The organism is Mesorhizobium sp. 131-2-1, assembly GCF_016756535.1.
GTDB lineage: Bacteria > Pseudomonadota > Alphaproteobacteria > Rhizobiales > Rhizobiaceae > Mesorhizobium.
The window spans coordinates 836,959-854,648 of record NZ_AP023247.1 but is presented as its reverse complement, the minus strand read 5'-3'; the positions used below and the strand labels follow the sequence as shown (position 1 = coordinate 854,648).

Sequence of the window (17,690 nt, the reverse complement as noted above, 5' to 3'; positions counted from 1 at the left end):
TCAGCAGACCCCGCACCACAGGAAGAGGCATGGCCATGATAGTGCAGAACTATGTCGGCTGCGACATCTCCAAAGCGAGGCTCGACTTCTTTGATGAGGCAAGCGGCCGCTACCAGCGGATCGCCAACCAGGCTGAAGCGATAGAAGCCTATGTGGCAGGCCTTTGCGCTGGTCGTGACTTCGTTGTCATGGAGGCGACCGGGGTCCATGACCGGCTGCTGCGCCATGCGCTGGGCAAGGCCGGCATTGCGTTCTCGCGGCACAATCCGGCGCACACCCACCACTACGCGAAGTCGGCGACCCAGCGCGCCAAGACCGATCGTCTCGATGCCCGGATGCTGAGCAGCTACGGTCGTCGCTACCAGCCTGCGGCCGAGGCGGCACCTTGCGAGAAAGGCGAACGCCTTCAGTCGCTTGCCCGCCACCGCGACCATCTTGTTGAGATCCGGGCAAGGTTGAAGAGATATCTCAGCGAGGCCTTCGATGAGGACGTCATAACCGAGACTGAAAGTCTGATCGCCGACTTCGACACACGCATCGATGCACTCGAAAGCCGGATTGCCAAAGCCATTCGCGAAGCCGAGGACACCGCTCTCGACTACACGCTGATGGTCTCTGTACCAGGCGTCTCCACCATCACCGCGCTTTCGCTGCTGGCCCACATGCCCGAGCTCGGCCGGCGCTCGCCCAAGTCGATCGCGGCACTTGCAGGCCTTGCCCCGCTCGACAACGAGAGCGGCAAGGCCAAGCGCAAGAGCAAGATCAGCGGTGGCCGCCCGCGCGTGCGCCGCGCCCTCTACATGGCGGCGCTGGGCGCCATCCGCGCCAACGATCGCTTCAGAACTTTCTACACTGCGCTCGCCGCGCGCTCCGGATCGAAGAAACTTGCCATCGTCGCTGTCGCAAGGAAGCTCCTAGTCACTCTCAATGCCATCATTCGAGACAAAACGGCCTTCGCATGAACACAGTTGCCATGCCGTGACGACTGCCAGAAAGTGCGGCAGAAAAGAATTCCGAACTGTTGCTATGCCTTGGCGTCGCGGCATAGACGGCTATGACTGCCAATTCCTTCGCAACCGTCTGGTCTGTCGCTATAGCCAATCGCCGCCGCCAACGAAAAAGGCCGGCGGAGCCGCCGGCCTTTGTACAGTCTATCACCAATATATCAGGCTCGCTTGTTCCTAAGCCTGAAGTTTATTTGCCGGCTAAATAGCCTGCCGCCTCAACGACCTACCGCTCGTCTTTCAGCCGCCGGCAGAGCTCGTCGAGCTGGTCCAGCGTCCGGTAGTTGACGCGAATTGTACCGCCGCGCTCCTTGTGCTCGATCGAGACGATCATGCCGATCGTATCGGTGAGCAGCTTCTCCAGCGCCAGCGTATCGGGGTCCTTCTCAGCCGGCTCGGCCTTCTTTGCCTTGGCCGGCGTCGGACCTGCCGGCATCTGCGCCAGCGCTTCGGCCTGACGCACCGAAAGCCCTTCCTCGACGATGCGCTTGGCCAGCCCGGCCGGATCCTCGGCCGTCACCAGCGTGCGGGCATGCCCCGCCGACAGCGCGCCGTCGACCAGCATGTCGTGGATGACGTTGGGCAGCTTCAGGAGTCGCAGCGTGTTGGCGACATGGCTGCGGCTCTTGCCGATCACCTGGCCGAGATCGGCCTGGGTATAGCCGTGCTCGTCGATCAATTGCTGATAGCCCTGCGCCTCCTCGACCGGGTTGAGGTCGGCGCGCTGGACGTTCTCGATGATCGCCAGCTCCAGCGCCGTGCGGTCGTTGACCTCGCGCACGATGATCGGCAGCTCGGTCAGGCCGGCGCGCTGCGCCGCCCGCCAGCGCCGCTCACCAGCGATGATCTCGTAGCGGCCGGGCTGCGTCGGCGAAGGCCGCGCCACCACCGGCTGCACCACGCCGTGCTCGCGGATCGACTGCGCCAGATCGGTGAGCTCGGCTTCGCCGAAATGCCGGCGCGGGTTCTTCGGATTGGGGCTGACGAATTCGATCGGCACCTTGCCGTCGGCCGCCATGCTCTGCTTTTCCGGGACTGCCGGACGGTCGATCTCGCCGATCAGCGCCGCAAGGCCACGGCCAAGTCTCTTTCTTGAAAGGTCTTCACTCATAATCTGTCCAGATCGTTTCGGTATCGAATCGGCGTCAAAAGGGGAGCGGCATCAAGCGGCGCGCAATTTGCGCTCGCGGCGGATCACTTCGGAAGCGAGCTGCAGATAGGCCTGGCTGCCCGAGCATTTGAGGTCGTAGAGGATCGCCGGCTTGCCGTAGGACGGCGCTTCGGAAACGCGGACATTGCGCGGGATGATCGTCTCGTAGACCTTGTCACCCATATGCGCCCGCACGTCCTGCACCACCTGGTTGGCGAGGTTGTTGCGGCCGTCGAACATGGTGAGCACGATGCCCTGGATGGTGAGATCCGGATTGATCGAGCGCCGCACCTGCTCGACCGTCTCGAGCAATTGGCTGAGACCTTCCAGCGCGAAGAACTCGCACTGCAGCGGCACAAGAACGGAATCGGCTGCCGCCATGGAATTCAACGTCAAAAGGTTGAGCGATGGCGGGCAGTCGATCAGCACATAGCCGAACGGCGCGGCACGTTCGCTCGCCGCGCGCAGCGCATTGCGCAACCGGAGCACCCGGTCCGGCGCCGAGGCGATCTCCATCTCGATACCGAGCAGGTCGAGCGTCGACGGCACGATGGACAGGCCGGGCACCGCCGTCGGCACGGCGGCCGCTTCCAGCTCCAACTCGCCGGTCAGCACGTCGTACGACGACACGGTGCGATCCTTGCGGTCGATGCCAAGGCCGGTGCTGGCATTGCCTTGCGGGTCGAGGTCGACGATCAGCACCTGTTCGCCGATGGCGGCCAGCGCTGTCGCCAGATTGATCGCCGTCGTCGTCTTGCCGACGCCGCCCTTCTGGTTGGCGACGGTGATGATACGCGGTCCAGTTTTCATGGGTCGATGCCAGTGATTCATTACGGTTTCGCCGGTCGCAGATCGGTTATTTCCAGGATGACGCCGTGGGGGTCGGTCATGCTTGGATGTTCTACCAGATCGAAGGCCCAGCGGTGAGTGCTTTCTTCCACTTCGGCGCGGTAATCCCGGCCTTTATGGAAGAGCGCGCGCGCCCCGTTGGTCAGCCAGGGCGCCGCCAGATCGAGCAGCGCCGGCAGCGCCGCAAGCGCCCGCGCGGTTACGATTTCCGGTTCCAAAACAAGCGGATAGCTGTCGTCGATGCGCCGCGCGACCACACGCGCCGGCAGGCCGAACTGGCCGATGACGGCTTGCAGGAACGAAGCCTTCTTGCGGTTGCTTTCGACCAGGTCGATCGAGGCGCCCGTGCGCTCGGCAAGCAGGAAACCAAGCACCAGGCCGGGAAAGCCGCCGCCCGAGCCGAGGTCGACCCAGCGCCTGGCCGTGGGCTCGATTCGGGCGAGCTGGGCGCTGTCCAGAATGTGCCGGCGCCAGGCATCGTCCAGCGTCGACGGCGCGGCAAGATTGATGCTGCGGTTCCATTTCAAGAAGACCTGTTCGAACGCTACCAGGCGTTCGAATGTTTCACGTGAAACCGGGCCTGCCGCTTCTTGCAGGCTCTCCCATGAGGCAGCGCTCACGCGACATGCCTCTGCGCGGCGGCCTCGGCGTTGCGGACATGCGCGACGATGATTGCGAGTGCCGCCGGCGTCATCCCTTCCATGCGCTGCGCATCGGCGATGGAGCGCGGCTGCCGCGTCTTCATCTTCTGCTTCAACTCATTGGACAGGCCGGGCACATCGGCGAAATCAAGCGACTCTGGGATCAGCCGGCCTTCCTCATGCCTGATCTGCGCCACGTCGGCTTGCTGGCGATCCAGATAGACCGAATATTTCGCCTCCGTTTCGAGACGCTCGGCGGTTTTGCCATCGATCGCCGCGAAGCGCGGCTCGATGCGGGCCAGCCAGGCCAGATCGACACCGGGATAGGCGAGCAGTTCATAGGCGGAGCGGCGCACGCCGTCCCTGTTGATCTCCAGCCCGTGGCGTGCCGCTTCGTTAGGCGTGAAGAGAACGCTCGATGTCAGCTCCCTCGCCTTTGCAAGCTCCTCGTTCATGTCGTTGAAGCGCCGCATCCGCCCCGGTGAAGCGATTCCTAGCCGGTCCGCCATCGGCGTCAGCCGCTCGTCGGCATTGTCGGCCCGCAGCGAAAGCCGGAACTCGGCCCGCGAGGTAAACATGCGATAGGGCTCGGCAATGCCGCGGCTGGTTAGGTCGTCAACCATGACGCCGATATAGGCTTCGGTGCGGCTGAGCACGATCTGCTCGCTCGCGGCTGCCTTGCGCGCGGCGTTGAGCCCGGCAAGCAAACCTTGCGCGCCGGCCTCTTCATAGCCGGTCGTGCCGTTGATCTGCCCGGCGAGGAACAGGCCGCCGACCCGCTTCGTCTCCAGCGTAGGCAGCAATTCGCGCGGATCGACGTGATCGTATTCGATGGCATAGCCCGGCTGCAGCATGGTCGCCCGTTCCAGGCCGGGGATCGTCTTCAAGATGTCGAGTTGCACGTCTTCCGGCAGCGAAGTCGAGATGCCGTTCGGGTAGACGGTGTCGTCGTCGAGCCCTTCCGGCTCGAGAAAGATCTGATGGCCTTCACGATCGCCGAATTTGACGATCTTGTCTTCGATGGAGGGGCAATAGCGCGGTCCAACGCCCTCAATCGAGCCGGAATACATCGCCGAGCGGCCGAGATTGGCGCGGATCAGCTCATGCGTCGCCGGCGTCGTGCGCGTGATGCCGCAATGAATCTGCGGGTTCTGGATGGCATCGGTCATGAGCGAGAACGGCACTGGATCTTCATCCGCCGCTTGGCTTTCCAGCGAGGCCCAGTCAATGGTGCGGCCATCGAGCCGCGGTGGCGTGCCGGTCTTGAGCCGACCCAGCGCAAATCCAGCACGGCTCATCGTCGCCGACAGGCCGAGGCTGGCCTGCTCGTTCATGCGGCCGGCGACGATCTTCCTTTCGCCGATATGGATCAACCCGCGCAGGAAGGTGCCGGTGGTCAGCACCACGGCGCCGCAGGCCAACTTGCGATCGCCCGCGAGGAGCACAGCCGAGACACGGCCGTCATTGATCTCAAAATCCAGGACCTCGCCCTCGACCACATCGAGATCGGCCTGTTCACGGATCGCGGCCTGCATGGCCAGCCGATAGAGCTTGCGGTCGGCCTGCGTGCGCGGACCGCGCACGGCCGGACCCTTGCGGCGGTTGAGCAAACGGAACTGGATGCCAGCCGCATCGGCGATGCGACCCATCAGCCCGTCCATCGCGTCGATCTCGCGCACCAGATGTCCCTTGCCAAGACCTCCGATCGCAGGATTGCAGGACATGACGCCGATCGTGTCGAAGCGCAGTGTCACCAGCGCCGTCTTGGCCCCGGCGCGCGCGGCAGCGCTTGCCGCCTCGCAGCCGGCATGGCCACCGCCCACCACAACCACATCATAGTGATCGTTCATTTTTTCGATTCCAAAGCCTGAAGTTGCCGGAGACATGTCCCTGCGCGGCACCGCTGTCAAGAACGTAAGGGCGGAGTCGTTTCACGTGAAACAATCCTGTCGGCGTCCGGCCCCGGTGTTTCACGTGAGTCACCCACATCGAACGATGCCCGGCAATGTTTCACGTGAGTCATTTACCGATGCAGAATTGCGAGAAGATGACGTCGAGCAGGTCCTCCACGTCGACCGCCCCGGTGATTCGCCCGAGCCGACCCGCAGCCAGACGAAGCTCCTCAGCCCGCAGTTCCTGTCCCTGGTCCGACAGCGCCGCCGCCAGGAAGCCCTCCGTCTCCCTGAGCAATTCGACATGGCGCAGCCGCGACGGCAGGACATCGCCAATGTCGCCGACAGCCGCGGCCGCGCGGTTGCCGATCTCGGCCAGCAATTCTGCCAGCCCGGTGCCATCCCTGGTCGAGATCACCGCGTCATAGACCGCCGAGCGAGCAGCCAACTGCCCGTCTCCGACCAGGTCCGCCTTCGTGCCGATCCTCAGCAATGGCGCATCGGACGGCACCGCGCCGGCATCGACGGGCACCGCCATATCTTCGAGCAGAAGCAGGAGGTCGGCGCCACCCGCCTTCGTCCGTGCCCTTTCGATGCCGATCGCTTCCACCTTGCCCGCCGCCTCACGCAGACCGGCGGTGTCAACGATCCGGACCCGCATGCCGTCGAGATCCAGAACCACTTCGAGCAAGTCGCGCGTCGTCCCGGGCTCGTCGGTAACGATCGCCGCCTCGCGCCGGGCGAGGGCGTTGAACAGGCTGGACTTTCCAGCATTTGGTGCGCCGAGGATAACCACCTCGAACCCGTCGCGGATGATCTCGGCCGACCGGAAGCCATCGATATGGCGATCGATTTCGCCGATCATCGCCCGCACATCCGACCAAACCGTCTCCGAAACGGAGCCGGGCACGTCTTCCTCATCGGCAAAGTCGATCTCGGCCTCGATCATCGCCCGCGCATGGATCAGCCGCCGGCGCCAGCCGGCGTAGAGCTGGCTTTGCGCTCCCTCGGCATTGCGCACCGCAAAGCGCCGCTGCGCCTCGGTCTCGGCGTTGACAAGATCGGCCAGCGCCTCGGTTTCGACCAGGTCGAGCCTGCCGTTGAGAAAGGCGCGGCGCGTGAACTCGCCGGGTTCGGCAAGTCTTACGCCGTCGAAGCCGGCGATCGTCTCCAGCATCTTGGCCGCCACGGCGCGGCCGCCATGAACCTGGAACTCGGCAATGTCCTCGCCCGTAAAACTGCCGGGTCCCGGCAAGAACAGAACCAAACCGCGGTCGATCACCGATCCATCAGCGGCCGTCAGCTTGCGATAGGCCGCACGACGCTCCTTAACAGCGGATCCGGCAATCGTTTCGACTACGAATCGAGTCTTCGGACCAGAGATACGGATGACGGCAATGCCGGCCGGCAGACGCCCGCTGGACAGTGCTACGATGGAATCGCCCGAAATCATTTGCCCGCTCTACCGAACCGCCCTAGCTTCCCGCGCAACTTCGTTAACCGAGCTTGCCGTCGTGATCTTGCCCGCGCAAAACCTGCTGGCCGAAGAAGCCAGCCCCTACCTCCAGCAGCACAGTGACAATCCGGTGCATTGGCGGGGCTGGTCGCCCGCGGCGCTCGCCGAAGCCAAGGAACTCGGACGCCCGATCCTGCTGTCGATCGGCTACGCCGCCTGCCACTGGTGCCATGTCATGGCGCATGAAAGCTTCGAGAACGACGCCGTTGCCGCCGTCATGAACCGGCTGTTCGTCAATATCAAGGTCGATCGCGAGGAGCGGCCGGACATCGACCAGATCTATATGGCGGCGCTGCATGCGATGGGCGAGCAGGGCGGTTGGCCGCTGACCATGTTCCTCACCCCGGAAGGCAAACCGTTCTGGGGCGGCACCTATTTTCCGCGCGAGGCGCGCTACGGTCGCCCGGGCTTCATCCAGGTGATGGAAGCCGTCGACAAGGCCTGGCGGGAGAAGCAGGAGAGCCTCGGCCAGAGCGCCGACGGCCTGACCAGCCATGTCGAGGCGCGACTGGCCGGCGCCCACGGCAAGGCCGTGCTCGACCGCGACACGCTCAGCGATCTTGCCGGCCGCATCGACGGCATGATCGATCGCGATCTCGGCGGGCTGCGGGGCGCGCCGAAATTCCCCAACGCGCCGTTCATGCAGACGCTCTGGCTGTCGTGGCTGCGCGACGGGGGTGCCTCGCATCGCGACGCTGTCCTGCTCAGCCTGGAGACAATGCTGGCCGGCGGCATCTATGATCACGTCGGCGGTGGATTGAGCCGCTATTCGACCGATGCCGAATGGCTGGTGCCGCATTTCGAGAAGATGCTCTACGACAACGCCCAGCTCGTTCGCCTGTGCAACTGGGCCCATGCGGCGACCGGCAATGATTTGTTCCGGATACGAATCGAAGACACGGTGACCTGGCTGCTGCGCGAGATGCGCACCGAAGGCGGCGCTTTCGCTGCCAGCCTCGACGCCGACAGCGACGGCGAGGAGGGGCTCTTCTACACTTGGAGCCGGGAAGACGTCGAAACGGCACTCGGTGACGATTCACGCATGTTTTTCAAATACTTCCAGCTCGCGGCCCCGCATGGCTGGGAGGGCAAGCCGATCATCTGTCAAACGGTCGGCCAGCAAAGCCGAGGCATTGTCGAGCGTGCTTTGCTCGCCCCGTTGAAGGAAAGGCTTCTGGCCGCCAGGGAACAGCGCGTCAGGCCCGGCCGCGACGGCAAGGCGCTGACCGACTGGAACGGCCTGATGATCACGGCCCTTGCCGAAGCCGGCCGTGCCTTGCAGCGGCCCGACTGGATCGAGGCGGCCGCGCAGGCTTTCGCCCACATCGTCGAGGCGAGCCATGACGGCCGCCTGCCGCATTCCATGCTCGGCGACCGGAAATTGTTCCCGGCGCTGTCGAGCGACTACGCCGCCATGACCAATGCCGCGATCGCCCTGTTCGAGGCGACCGGCGAACCGAGCTACATCGAACGAGCCAGACAGTTCGCCGGTCAGCTCGACCGTTGGCATCGCGACAAGGACGGCACCGGCTACTACCTGACCGCGTCCGACAGCGCCGACGTTCCGATCCGCATCCGTGGCGATGTCGATGAGGCGATCCCGTCCGCCACCGCCCAGGTCATCGAGGCCTTGGTCCGGCTGGCATCGGTCTCCGGCAATCTCGACCTCGAGCAAAAGGCCTGGACGACCGCGGAGCACGCCATGGGCCGCGCCGCGCAACAGGCCTATGGCCAGGCCGGCATCGTCAATGCCTGCGCCCTGGCGCTCGAGCCGCTGAAGCTGGTGATGATCGACAATCCAGCGAGTCCAAGCCTCGTTCCGGTTGCGAATCGGAATCCCGACCCGCGCCGCGTCGACATTGTCGTTGAGGTTGGTACGGAAGCGAATCGACCGGCATTGCCGGGCGGGATCCTGCCGCCGACCGACAAGCCCGGCGCCTGGCTCTGCACGGGGCAGGTCTGCTTGCCGGTGGTGACCGATCCGGAAGAACTGGAGCGGCTGTTGCGACGAAATTAGACGAAGGCGAGGGGTGCTCCCCCGCCTTGTCCAATCACGTATTCATCGAATCGAAGAAGTCAGCGTTGGTCTTGGTCTGCTTCAGCTTGTCGATGAGGAACTCGATCGCGTCGGTCGTTCCCATCGGCGCCAGGATGCGGCGCAGCACGAAGATCTTCTGCAGATCCGCGCGCGGCACCAGCAGGTCTTCCTTGCGGGTACCGGACTTGAGGATGTCCATGGCCGGATAGATGCGCTTGTCGGCCACCTTGCGGTCGAGCTGGATTTCGCAGTTGCCGGTGCCCTTGAACTCTTCGAAGATGACTTCGTCCATGCGGCTGCCGGTATCGATCAGCGCAGTGGCGATGATGGTCAGCGAGCCGCCTTCCTCGATGTTGCGGGCGGCACCGAAGAAGCGCTTCGGGCGCTGCAGCGCGTTGGCGTCGACACCGCCGGTCAGCACCTTGCCGGATGACGGCACCACGGTGTTGTAGGCGCGGCCGAGGCGGGTGATCGAATCAAGCAGGATCACCACGTCGCGGCCGTGCTCGACCAGTCGCTTCGCTTTCTCGATGACCATTTCGGCGACCTGCACGTGGCGGGCGGCCGGCTCGTCGAAGGTCGAGGAGATCACTTCGCCCTTCACCGAGCGCTGCATGTCGGTCACTTCTTCCGGCCGCTCGTCGATCAGCAGCACGATCAGATAGCATTCCGGATGGTTGGCGGTGATCGAATGGGCGATGTTCTGCATGAGAACCGTCTTGCCGGTACGCGGCTGCGCGTTGATCAGCGCGCGCTGCCCCTTGCCGATCGGCGCCACCAGGTCGATGACGCGCGGCGAGATGTCCTTGGAAGTCGGATTGTCGACCTCCATCTTCAGCCTCTTGGTCGGATAGAGCGGCGTCAAATTGTCGAAGTGGATCTTATGCCGGATCTTCTCCGGATCATCGAAATTGATCGTGTTGACCTTGAGCAGCGCGAAATAGCGCTCGCCCTCCTTCGGACTGCGGATCGGTCCTTCGACCGTATCGCCGGTCTTCAGCGAAAAGCGCCGGATCTGCGACGGCGAAATATAGATGTCGTCCGGGCCTGGCAGGTAGTTTGCATTGGCCGAGCGCAGGAAGCCGAAACCGTCCTGCAGCACCTCGACCACGCCGTCGCCGATGATCTCGATGTCCTGGGCGGCCAGTTTCTTCAGGATCGCGAACATCAGCTCCTGCTTGCGCATCACGCTGGCGTTCTCCACCTCGAGCGATTCGGCATAAGCGATCAGCTCTGGCGGCTTCTTGTTCTTGAACTCGGTGAGTTTCATTTCTTGCATTAGATGGACTCTGGGTAGGCTTTGGGGAGAAAAATCGGCTGGATGCGACAAATGCCGGGCGCGGCCGAAAGCGAAAAAATGGGGCGGCGCATGACGGGAAGGAAGACCCGTCTTTTATCGTCGGTCGTCTGAAAGAGCAAGCCGCCTTTTGCGCCGTCGTGGGAAGCCTCAGAACGGCTTCACGATGACCAAGATGACGATGACGATCATCAGCAATGTGGGGATCTCGTTGACGATCCGCCAGTGGCGCGCCGGCTTTTCGTTGCGGTCCTCGGCGAATTTGCGCACCGCGCCGGCGAGATAGCCATGCAACGCCGAAAGCAGGAACACCGCGCCGATCTTGGCGTGCAGCCAGCCGCCATGGAAACCGAATCCCTTCCACGCCAGCCAGAGGCCGAAGACCCAGGTCGCGGTCATCGCCGGATTGATGATGGCCCTGAGCAGCCGGCGCTCCATCACCTTGAAGGTCTCCGACTGCGCCGACCCCTTCTCGGCATCGGCGTGATAGACGAAGAGCCGCGGCAGATAGAGCATGCCGGCCATCCAGGAGATGACGGCGATGACATGGATGGCCTTGGCCCAGAGGTAGAAACCGTCCGGCGCCACGAAAAAGAGCAGCGCGGTCAGCACGCCCAAAGCGGCGATGCCGACCACCATGCGCTTCATTGCCTGGCCGGTGCTGTTGGTGTTCTCCATCTCAGCCATCAGCGTGTCGCGCTCCGCACCTGCTTCACCATCGCCTCGACATGCGCAATCGGCGTCTCCGGCGTGATGCCATGCCCAAGGTTGAAGATCAGCGGCCCGCCGCCCAGCGTCCTCAGGATGGCATCCACGCCCTCGGCCAGCGCCTTGCCGCCGGCTACCAGCCTGAGCGGATCGAGATTGCCCTGCACGGCGCCGCCACGCTGCAGCTCCTTCGCCATGGAGAGCGGTACGGTCCAGTCGAGGCCAAGCCCGGTCACCCCGGTCTTCGCGCGGTAGTCGCGATAGCGCTCGCCTGCCCCTTTCGGGAAACCGATGACCGGCACATCCGGATGCACCGCCTTCACCTGCCTGACAATGTCGGCGACGGGCTCGACGCAGAAAGCCTGGAAGGACGAATCGTCGAGCACGCCCGACCATGAGTCGAAAATCTGCACCACGTCGGCGCCGGCCTCGATCTGGCGGATGAGATAGGCGGCCGAATGGTCGGCAAGCACTTTCAGCAGCCGGGCAAAGGCCTCCGGCTCGCGATAGGCGAAAAGCCGAGCCGGCGCCTGGTCCGGCGTGCCCTGGCCGGCGATCATATAGGTCGCCACCGTCCACGGCGCGCCGCAGAAGCCGATCAGCGTCGTCTGGTCCGGCAGTTTGGCACGCAGCCGGCGAACCGTCTCGTAGACCGGTTCGAGATTCACGTGAAACGTTTTGCCTTCCAGAGCCCAAATCTCCGAAGCCGAGATCGGCGTCAGCATCGGCCCTCTACCCTCCTCGAAGCGGACGTCGCGACCGAGCGCGTTGGGCACGACAAGAATGTCGGAGAACAGGATCGAGGCATCGAAGCCGAAGCGCTCGATCGGCTGCAGCGTCACTTCCACGGCAAGGTCCGGGTCGTAGCAAAGATCGAGGAAGGAACCGGCGCGCTTCCGGGTCTCGCGATACTCCGGCAGGTAGCGGCCGGCCTGACGCATCATCCAGATGGGCGGCGGTGAGACCGTATTGCCCTTCAGGACGTCCAGCATGATCTGCTTCTCAGCCATTCGGCGCTTGCCTCTCCAGACTTCCCTTTAATCAAATATCTTATTTTTAAAGAATCTTCTGATTCTAAGAGTCTGTTGGTTGTGGTGGTTGCGACCTGTCCCGCCAAGCGCTCGAAAAGGCCAGTCAGCATATTGTCGCGCGCTTCTCCGGACGATAGGGACAGTTCTGGGGACAGATCAAAATTCGGTTGCGAAGTCAGCGGCTTGCTACCCTACGCGAAGCCATTCGCCCTGTGGACGATATCAAGGCAAGAAAGACCGTCCCCATTTTTGTCCCCAGCCCTCGGATGAAGCTGACAGCAGGGTGAATTGTGGACAACCAGCCTTCTGATACAGTCGCTGCGGCCGGCCCTGGTTTTCCAGCCCGCCTTATCCACAGCCGCCCACAGCCTGGAATGACCCCTGTGAACAAACCCCAAAGCTTCTTTCACCTGCACCTGATTTCGGATGCCACCGGCGAGACGCTGCTGGCAGCAGGCCGCGCCGCCTCAGCGCAATACAAGGATGCGCGCGCCATCGAGCACATCTATCCGCTCATCCGCACCGAAAAGCAGGTGGCCAAGGTGTTCGAGGACATCGAGGAGGAACCGGGCATCATCCTCTACACCGTCGTCGACCAGAAGCTGGCGCGCGGCATCGATGAGCGCTGCGCGACGATGGGCCTGCCTTGCGTCTCCGTGCTGGAGCCGGTGCTCGCCGTCTTCCAGTCCTATCTCGGCACGCCGGCCGGTCGCCGCGTCGGCGCCCAGCACGTGCTCGACGCCGAATATTTCCGCCGCATCGACGCGTTGAACTTCACCATGGAGCATGATGACGGGCAACTGCCTGCCAATATGGACGACGCCGACATCGTGCTGATCGGCATCTCGCGCACGTCGAAGACGCCGACCAGCATCTATCTCGCCAACCGCGGCATCAAGACCGCCAACATCCCGATCGTGCTCGGCGTGCCGGTGCCGGAAAGCCTGGTCAACGCCAAGACGCCGCTGATCGTCGGCCTGATCGCCACCGCCGAGCGCATCTCGCATGTGCGCCAGAACCGCATCCTCGGCAACACCAGCACCTATGTGCCCTCCGACTATGTCGACCGCGCCGCGATCAACGAGGAGCTCGCCTACGCCCGCCAGATCTGTACAAGGCACGGCTGGCCGATGATCGACGTCAGCCGCCGCTCGATCGAGGAAACGGCGGCGGCGATCGTTGCCCTGCGCGGGAAGAACAGATAACCCAATGCCCCGATAATCGGGACGCTACCGCGCGAAAAGATCATGACCGAGAAAATCATCCTCGCTTCGGGCAGCCCATTCCGCAAGGCGATGCTCGTCAATGCCGGCATCGAGATCGAAGCCGTCCCGGCCGATGTCGACGAGCGCGCGCTCGAGGCGCCGCTCAAGGATAGCGGCGTGTCGCCGGAGGATGTTGCGCTGGTGCTTGCCGAGGCCAAGGCCACCGAGGTCAGCGAACGCAGGCCGGGCGCGCTGGTGCTCGGCTGCGACCAGACGCTGTCGCTCGGCGACGAGGTCTTTCACAAGCCGGCCGACATGGAAGGCGCGCGCCGCCATCTTCTGGCGCTGTCGGGCAAGACCCACCAGCTCAACAGCGCCGCCGTGCTTGCCCGCGACGGCGAGGTGCTGTGGCGGCATGTCGGCGTCGCCAGCCTCACCATGCGCAAGCTCGATCCCACCTTCATCGGCCGGCATCTGGCGCGCGTCGGCGCCAAGGCGCTGGCGAGCGTCGGCGCCTATCAGATCGAGGGCGAAGGCATCCAGCTGTTCGAAAAGATCGAAGGCGATTATTTCACCATCGTCGGCCTGCCGCTGTTGCCGGTGCTGAAAGAGCTGCGCGCGCTGGGAGCGATCGATGGCTGAGAAGAAGGCCTTCGTCACCGGCCACCCGATCGCGCATTCGCGCTCGCCGAAAATCCATGGCCACTGGCTGGCCAAATACGGCATCGACGGGACCTACCAGGCGATCGATGTCGCGCCGGCCGATTTCGCCGCCTTCTTGAAAGGGCTTTGGGACAATGGCTTCCAGGGCGGCAATGTCACCATCCCGCACAAGGAGGCTGCCTTCGCTCTGGTCGAGCGCCGCGACGAGGCGGCCGAAGCGATCGGCGCCGTCAACACGCTCTGGTTCGAGGACGACAAATTGTGGGGCGGCAACACCGATGCCCACGGCTTCGCCGCCAATCTCGACGATTACGCGCCGGGCTGGGCTTCGAATGGCCCCGCCGTGGTGCTTGGCGCCGGTGGTGCGTCGCGCGCGGTCATCCACGCGCTGAAAGAGCGCGGCGTCAGCGACATCCGTATCGTCAACCGCACGCTGGCGCGGGCCGAGGAACTCAGTCGCCGCTTTGGCGCCGGCGTCTCCGCGCATGGCGCGGATGCCACCGGCGAGCTGCTCGCCGATGCCGGCCTGCTCGTCAACACCACGGCACTCGGCATGCATGGCAATGAAGGCCTGTCCGCCGATCCGGCCGCTTTGCCTGCCCATGCCATCGTCACCGACATCGTCTACGTCCCGCTGGAAACACCGCTGCTCGCCGCCGCCAGGGCGCGCGGCCTGTGGGCGGTCGACGGGCTCGGCATGCTGCTGCACCAGGCGGTGCCCGGCTTCGAACGCTGGTTCGGCAAGCGGCCCGAGGTCACCGCCGAGCTCAGGCGGATAATCGTTGCCGATATCGAAGCCCATTGAGGAGGCGTAGCGGTATGATCGTGCTCGGCCTCACCGGATCGATCGGCATGGGCAAATCGACGACGGCGAAGATGTTCGCCGACGCCGGCGTGCCGGTGCATGATTCCGACGAGACCGTGCACCGCCTCTATGCCGGCAAGGCGGCCCCCCTTGTCGAGGCGACTTTTCCCGGCACTGCCAGTTCAGGCGTGGTGGATCGCGCCAAGCTCGGCGCGCGCGTGCTCGGCGACGCCGCGGCCTTGAAGCAGCTGGAAGCGATCGTCCACCCGCTGGTCCGCGCCGACGCCGACGCATTCCTTGCCAGGCAGCGCGCCGCCGGCACGCCGATCGCTGTGCTCGACATTCCCCTGCTGTTCGAGACCGGCGGCCGCGACCGCGTCGACAAGGTCGTTGTCGTCACCGCCCCGGCCGAAGTCCAGCGCGCGCGCGTGCTGGCGCGCCCCGGCATGAACGAGGAAAAGCTGGCCGCGATCCTCGCCAAGCAGGTTCCCGATGCCGAGAAACGCCGCCAGGCCGATTTCATCGTCGACACCGGCCAGGGCTTTGACGCCGCGCGCGCCGCGGTCGGCGCCATCATCGCCGAACTCTCCGGGGATAAGTCCGGCCAGGCTGGCTCCTGACGCCCCCCTGTCAGCATTGCCCATTGCCATTTTGTTCCGGTCGATGATTCTGCTCGCTTAGAGCGGACTGATTCGATGCGCGAGATCATCTTCGATACGGAAACCACCGGCCTCGACATGCGCGAAGACCGCATCATCGAGCTCGGCGGCGTCGAGCTGGTCAACCGCTTCCCGACCGGCCGCACCTTCCACAAATTCATCAACCCGCAGGGGCGCGCGGTCCACGCCGAGGCGCAGGCCGTGCACGGTATCAGCGCCGCCGACCTGGTCGGCAAGCCGATCTTTTCGGAAATCGCCGAGGAATGGCTGGCCTTTACCGACGGCGCCAAGCTGATCGCCCACAACGCCAATTTCGACATCGGCTTCCTCAATCTCGAATTCGGCCGGCTGGGTCATCCCGCCATCGATGTTGGTCGCGTCGTCGACACGCTGGCGCTGGCGCGCCGCAAGCATCCGATGGGCCCGAATTCGCTGGACGCGCTCTGCCGCCGCTACGGCATCGACAACACCCACCGCACCAAGCACGGCGCGCTGCTCGACTCCGAATTGCTGGCCGAGGTCTATATCGAGCTGATCGGCGGCAAGCAGGCGGCGCTGATCCTCGATGCGGTGGCGGCGCAGGTCAACGGCGCCGGCGAGGTGGCCGATATCGACATCTCCATCGGCGCGCGGCCGATCGCCCTGCCGCCGCGCCTGACCGAGGCCGAGCGCGCGGCGCATGCCGGCCTGGTGGGCACGCTCGGCGAAAAGGCGCTGTGGCTGAAAGTGGCTGCTGCGGGCTGAACGCCCACTCCTTGCTCCACCCTGAGCGATTTGCAGATGCGCCTGTCACTTCGTCATCCTCGGGCTTGACCCGAGGATCCATGCCGTGACCTTTGCCGTGGATGCAACGGTGCAGAATTCTGGAACGCTGCAACGCTTTGATGAAACGGCATGGATCCCAGGGTCTGCGCCGCGTCGCTTCGCTCCTTGCTCCGCCCTAGGATGACGACGGAACGGATGTCGTCGCGAATCTCCGACGTTCTAAACAAAAAACCCGGCACAAAGGCCGGGTTCTTCAAAAGCCACGAAGCTAACCGCCTCAGCTCACCTTGACCTTGGACGCCGCCTGGTCCTCGGCCAGCTTCTGCTGGAACATCTGCGCAAAATCGATCGGGTCGAGCATCAGCGGCGGGAAGCCGCCGTTGCGGGTTGCCTCGGCGATGATCTGGCGGGCGAAGGGGAACAGAAGCCGCGGGCATTCGATGAACAGGATCGGCAGCATGTGCTCCTGCGGGAAGCCGCTGATGGCGAAGACGCCGCCATAGACCAGCTCGACGTTGAACAGCACTTCCTGGTCGAAGGAAGCCTTGGCGTTCAGCGTCAGGTTGACGTCGAACTGCTTGTCCGAGAGCGGATTGGCGTTGACATTGACGTTGATGGCGATGCCGGGGGCCTTGTCGCGGCCGCGCAGCGAATTCGGCGCGCCGGGGCTCTCGAACGACAGGTCCTTCACATACTGGGCGAGCACGTTGAGCGTCGGCTGCGCGTTGCTGTTGCCGTTTGCGGCGCCGGTCGGCGCGTCGTCGTTGCTGGCCATGAGCCTTTGTCCTTTTGCCTGGGCAGCCTTGCTGACCGGATTGAAATCGGGCGTTCGCTACCATGGTCGGCATGACAAGACAAGGTTTGCCGCCTCGGCGCGGGATCACACTGTGAGCCAAGACGGAGTCCGAAAAGTGTCCCACGCTTATCCGACAGGAATCCGCTCTAGTCGTCCTTGAGACGCCGCCAGGGCGAATTGTGATCTGGACCGCGCTTGTAGTCGTCGGCGCGCGAATAGTCGCTGTCGTCGAGATCGATGGTCTTGCCGCGCGACCGCGCCTGGAACCCGCCGCTGAAGCTGGTGGCCAGCACGATGCGGCTCTTCAGCATCCGCCAGGCGAGCTCGCGCACCGGCGGCAGGAGCAGCAGGATGGCGAGGATGTCGGTGATGAAGCCGGGAATGATCAGAAGGATCGCCGCCAGCACGATCATGGCGCCATGCGCCAGCTGGCTGCTCGGGTCGCGCCCAGCATCCATCTCGGCCCGCACCCGCGTCATCACGCCGAAGCCCTGGTGTCGCAAAAGCAGGCTGCCGGCAATGCTCGAGGCCAGCACAAGCCCGACTGTCGCCAGCGCGCCGACCTGGCGGCCGACAACGACGAAACCGGCGATTTCCAGCAGCGGCAGCGCCAGAAGGAACAAAGGAAGCAGTGAAATACGCAAGTCTTGGCCGATCGTTTCCGTGTTTTC

The 17,690-nt window shown here is 64.2% G+C and carries 17 protein-coding genes; 7 read left to right on the top strand and 10 right to left on the bottom strand.

The genetic code is table 11. The annotated features are described in order from the left end of the window. Nucleotides 1–29 precede the first annotated feature (29 nt). Nucleotides 30–962, top strand: a complete 933-nt coding sequence (locus JG743_RS04100) for an IS110 family transposase (protein WP_202292791.1) — start codon at nt 30–32, stop codon at nt 960–962. Nucleotides 963–1,230: 268 nt separating this feature from the next. Here JG743_RS04100 and JG743_RS04095 read toward each other — a convergent pair whose 3' ends face one another. From JG743_RS04095 to mnmE, 5 genes are all read right to left on the bottom strand, one after another. Further along, a complete protein-coding gene (locus JG743_RS04095; protein WP_202298568.1) occupies nt 1,231–2,115 on the bottom strand; it encodes a ParB/RepB/Spo0J family partition protein in 885 nt (294 codons plus the stop codon). A 51-nt stretch (nt 2,116–2,166) separates the two neighbouring features. Further along, a complete protein-coding gene (locus JG743_RS04090; protein WP_202298567.1) occupies nt 2,167–2,964 on the bottom strand; it encodes a ParA family protein in 798 nt (265 codons plus the stop codon). A 20-nt stretch (nt 2,965–2,984) separates the two neighbouring features. Next, nucleotides 2,985–3,623: a 16S rRNA (guanine(527)-N(7))-methyltransferase RsmG gene (gene rsmG / locus JG743_RS04085; RefSeq protein WP_202298566.1), complete on the bottom strand. Its 639-nt coding sequence runs from the start codon at nt 3,621–3,623 to the stop codon at nt 2,985–2,987. Continuing rightward, nucleotides 3,620–5,494, bottom strand: a complete 1,875-nt coding sequence (gene mnmG / locus JG743_RS04080) for a tRNA uridine-5-carboxymethylaminomethyl(34) synthesis enzyme MnmG (RefSeq protein WP_202298565.1) — start codon at nt 5,492–5,494, stop codon at nt 3,620–3,622. The genes rsmG and mnmG overlap by 4 nt, the downstream gene beginning before the upstream one ends. A gap of 169 nt (nt 5,495–5,663) precedes the next feature. After that, entirely contained in the window at nt 5,664–6,989 is a 1,326-nt protein-coding gene (gene mnmE, locus JG743_RS04075) for a tRNA uridine-5-carboxymethylaminomethyl(34) synthesis GTPase MnmE (protein WP_202298564.1), read from the bottom strand. 61 nt (nt 6,990–7,050) lie between these two features. Here mnmE and JG743_RS04070 point away from each other — a divergent pair, with 61 nt between their 5' ends. Continuing rightward, nucleotides 7,051–9,069, top strand: coding sequence for a thioredoxin domain-containing protein (locus JG743_RS04070; RefSeq protein ID WP_202298563.1), 2,019 nt, complete (start codon nt 7,051–7,053; stop codon nt 9,067–9,069). 34 nt (nt 9,070–9,103) lie between these two features. Here JG743_RS04070 and rho read toward each other — a convergent pair whose 3' ends face one another. The 3 genes from rho to hemE form a co-directional block, all read right to left on the bottom strand. Continuing rightward, nucleotides 9,104–10,369: a transcription termination factor Rho gene (rho, locus tag JG743_RS04065; RefSeq protein WP_112098117.1), complete on the bottom strand. Its 1,266-nt coding sequence runs from the start codon at nt 10,367–10,369 to the stop codon at nt 9,104–9,106. Nucleotides 10,370–10,537: 168 nt separating this feature from the next. Beyond that, on the bottom strand, nt 10,538–11,074 hold the full coding sequence (hemJ, locus tag JG743_RS04060) for a protoporphyrinogen oxidase HemJ (RefSeq protein ID WP_202298562.1): 537 nt from the start codon (nt 11,072–11,074) through the stop codon (nt 10,538–10,540). Beyond that, nucleotides 11,074–12,105 carry a uroporphyrinogen decarboxylase gene (gene hemE / locus JG743_RS04055; protein WP_202298561.1) on the bottom strand — a complete coding sequence of 344 codons (1,032 nt, stop codon included), beginning with the start codon at nt 12,103–12,105 and terminating at the stop codon, nt 11,074–11,076. Before hemE ends, hemJ begins: the two co-directional genes overlap by 1 nt. Nucleotides 12,106–12,500: 395 nt before the next feature. Between hemE and JG743_RS04050 the strand changes: the two genes are divergently transcribed. The 5 genes from JG743_RS04050 (at nt 12,501) to dnaQ (ending at nt 16,202) form a co-directional block, all read left to right on the top strand. Beyond that, on the top strand, nt 12,501–13,331 hold the full coding sequence (locus tag JG743_RS04050) for a pyruvate, water dikinase regulatory protein (protein WP_244673057.1): 831 nt from the start codon (nt 12,501–12,503) through the stop codon (nt 13,329–13,331). 42 nt (nt 13,332–13,373) lie between these two features. After that, complete coding sequence (locus JG743_RS04045; RefSeq protein WP_202298559.1) at nt 13,374–13,973, top strand: Maf-like protein; 600 nt, start codon at nt 13,374–13,376, stop codon at nt 13,971–13,973. Continuing rightward, nucleotides 13,966–14,799 carry a shikimate dehydrogenase gene (locus tag JG743_RS04040; protein WP_202298558.1) on the top strand — a complete coding sequence of 278 codons (834 nt, stop codon included), beginning with the start codon at nt 13,966–13,968 and terminating at the stop codon, nt 14,797–14,799. The genes JG743_RS04045 and JG743_RS04040 overlap by 8 nt, the downstream gene beginning before the upstream one ends. A gap of 14 nt (nt 14,800–14,813) precedes the next feature. Then, nucleotides 14,814–15,419 (top strand): dephospho-CoA kinase, encoded by a 606-nt coding sequence (gene coaE / locus JG743_RS04035; RefSeq protein ID WP_202298557.1) that lies wholly within the window; start codon nt 14,814–14,816, stop codon nt 15,417–15,419. Nucleotides 15,420–15,494: 75 nt separating this feature from the next. Then, nucleotides 15,495–16,202, top strand: coding sequence for a DNA polymerase III subunit epsilon (dnaQ, locus tag JG743_RS04030; RefSeq protein ID WP_202298556.1), 708 nt, complete (start codon nt 15,495–15,497; stop codon nt 16,200–16,202). A gap of 298 nt (nt 16,203–16,500) precedes the next feature. Here the strand turns inward: dnaQ and secB are convergent, their stop codons facing one another. Both secB and JG743_RS04020 read right to left on the bottom strand, forming a co-directional pair. Next, nucleotides 16,501–16,998, bottom strand: a complete 498-nt coding sequence (secB, locus tag JG743_RS04025; protein ID WP_202298555.1) for a protein-export chaperone SecB — start codon at nt 16,996–16,998, stop codon at nt 16,501–16,503. A 167-nt stretch (nt 16,999–17,165) separates the two neighbouring features. Further along, a complete protein-coding gene (locus JG743_RS04020; RefSeq protein ID WP_202298554.1) occupies nt 17,166–17,663 on the bottom strand; it encodes an FxsA family protein in 498 nt (165 codons plus the stop codon). Between the last annotated feature and the right edge of the window lie 27 nt (nt 17,664–17,690).

What these genes read in the sequence shown, in the direction of transcription:
- JG743_RS04100 (WP_202292791.1), top strand. Translation starts at nt 30, where the DNA reads ATGGCCATGATAGTGCAGAACTATGTCGGCTGCGACATCTCCAAAGCG.
- JG743_RS04095 (WP_202298568.1), bottom strand. Translation starts at nt 2,115, where the DNA reads ATGAGTGAAGACCTTTCAAGAAAGAGACTTGGCCGTGGCCTTGCGGCG.
- JG743_RS04090 (WP_202298567.1), bottom strand. Translation starts at nt 2,964, where the DNA reads ATGAAAACTGGACCGCGTATCATCACCGTCGCCAACCAGAAGGGCGGC.
- mnmG (WP_202298565.1), bottom strand. Translation starts at nt 5,494, where the DNA reads ATGAACGATCACTATGATGTGGTTGTGGTGGGCGGTGGCCATGCCGGC.
- mnmE (WP_202298564.1), bottom strand. Translation starts at nt 6,989, where the DNA reads ATGATTTCGGGCGATTCCATCGTAGCACTGTCCAGCGGGCGTCTGCCG.
- rho (WP_112098117.1), bottom strand. Translation starts at nt 10,369, where the DNA reads ATGCAAGAAATGAAACTCACCGAGTTCAAGAACAAGAAGCCGCCAGAG.
- hemJ (WP_202298562.1), bottom strand. Translation starts at nt 11,074, where the DNA reads ATGGCTGAGATGGAGAACACCAACAGCACCGGCCAGGCAATGAAGCGC.
- hemE (WP_202298561.1), bottom strand. Translation starts at nt 12,105, where the DNA reads ATGGCTGAGAAGCAGATCATGCTGGACGTCCTGAAGGGCAATACGGTC.
- JG743_RS04050 (WP_244673057.1), top strand. Translation starts at nt 12,501, where the DNA reads ATGACCCCTGTGAACAAACCCCAAAGCTTCTTTCACCTGCACCTGATT.
- JG743_RS04045 (WP_202298559.1), top strand. Translation starts at nt 13,374, where the DNA reads ATGACCGAGAAAATCATCCTCGCTTCGGGCAGCCCATTCCGCAAGGCG.
- JG743_RS04040 (WP_202298558.1), top strand. Translation starts at nt 13,966, where the DNA reads ATGGCTGAGAAGAAGGCCTTCGTCACCGGCCACCCGATCGCGCATTCG.
- coaE (WP_202298557.1), top strand. Translation starts at nt 14,814, where the DNA reads ATGATCGTGCTCGGCCTCACCGGATCGATCGGCATGGGCAAATCGACG.
- dnaQ (WP_202298556.1), top strand. Translation starts at nt 15,495, where the DNA reads ATGCGCGAGATCATCTTCGATACGGAAACCACCGGCCTCGACATGCGC.
- secB (WP_202298555.1), bottom strand. Translation starts at nt 16,998, where the DNA reads ATGGCCAGCAACGACGACGCGCCGACCGGCGCCGCAAACGGCAACAGC.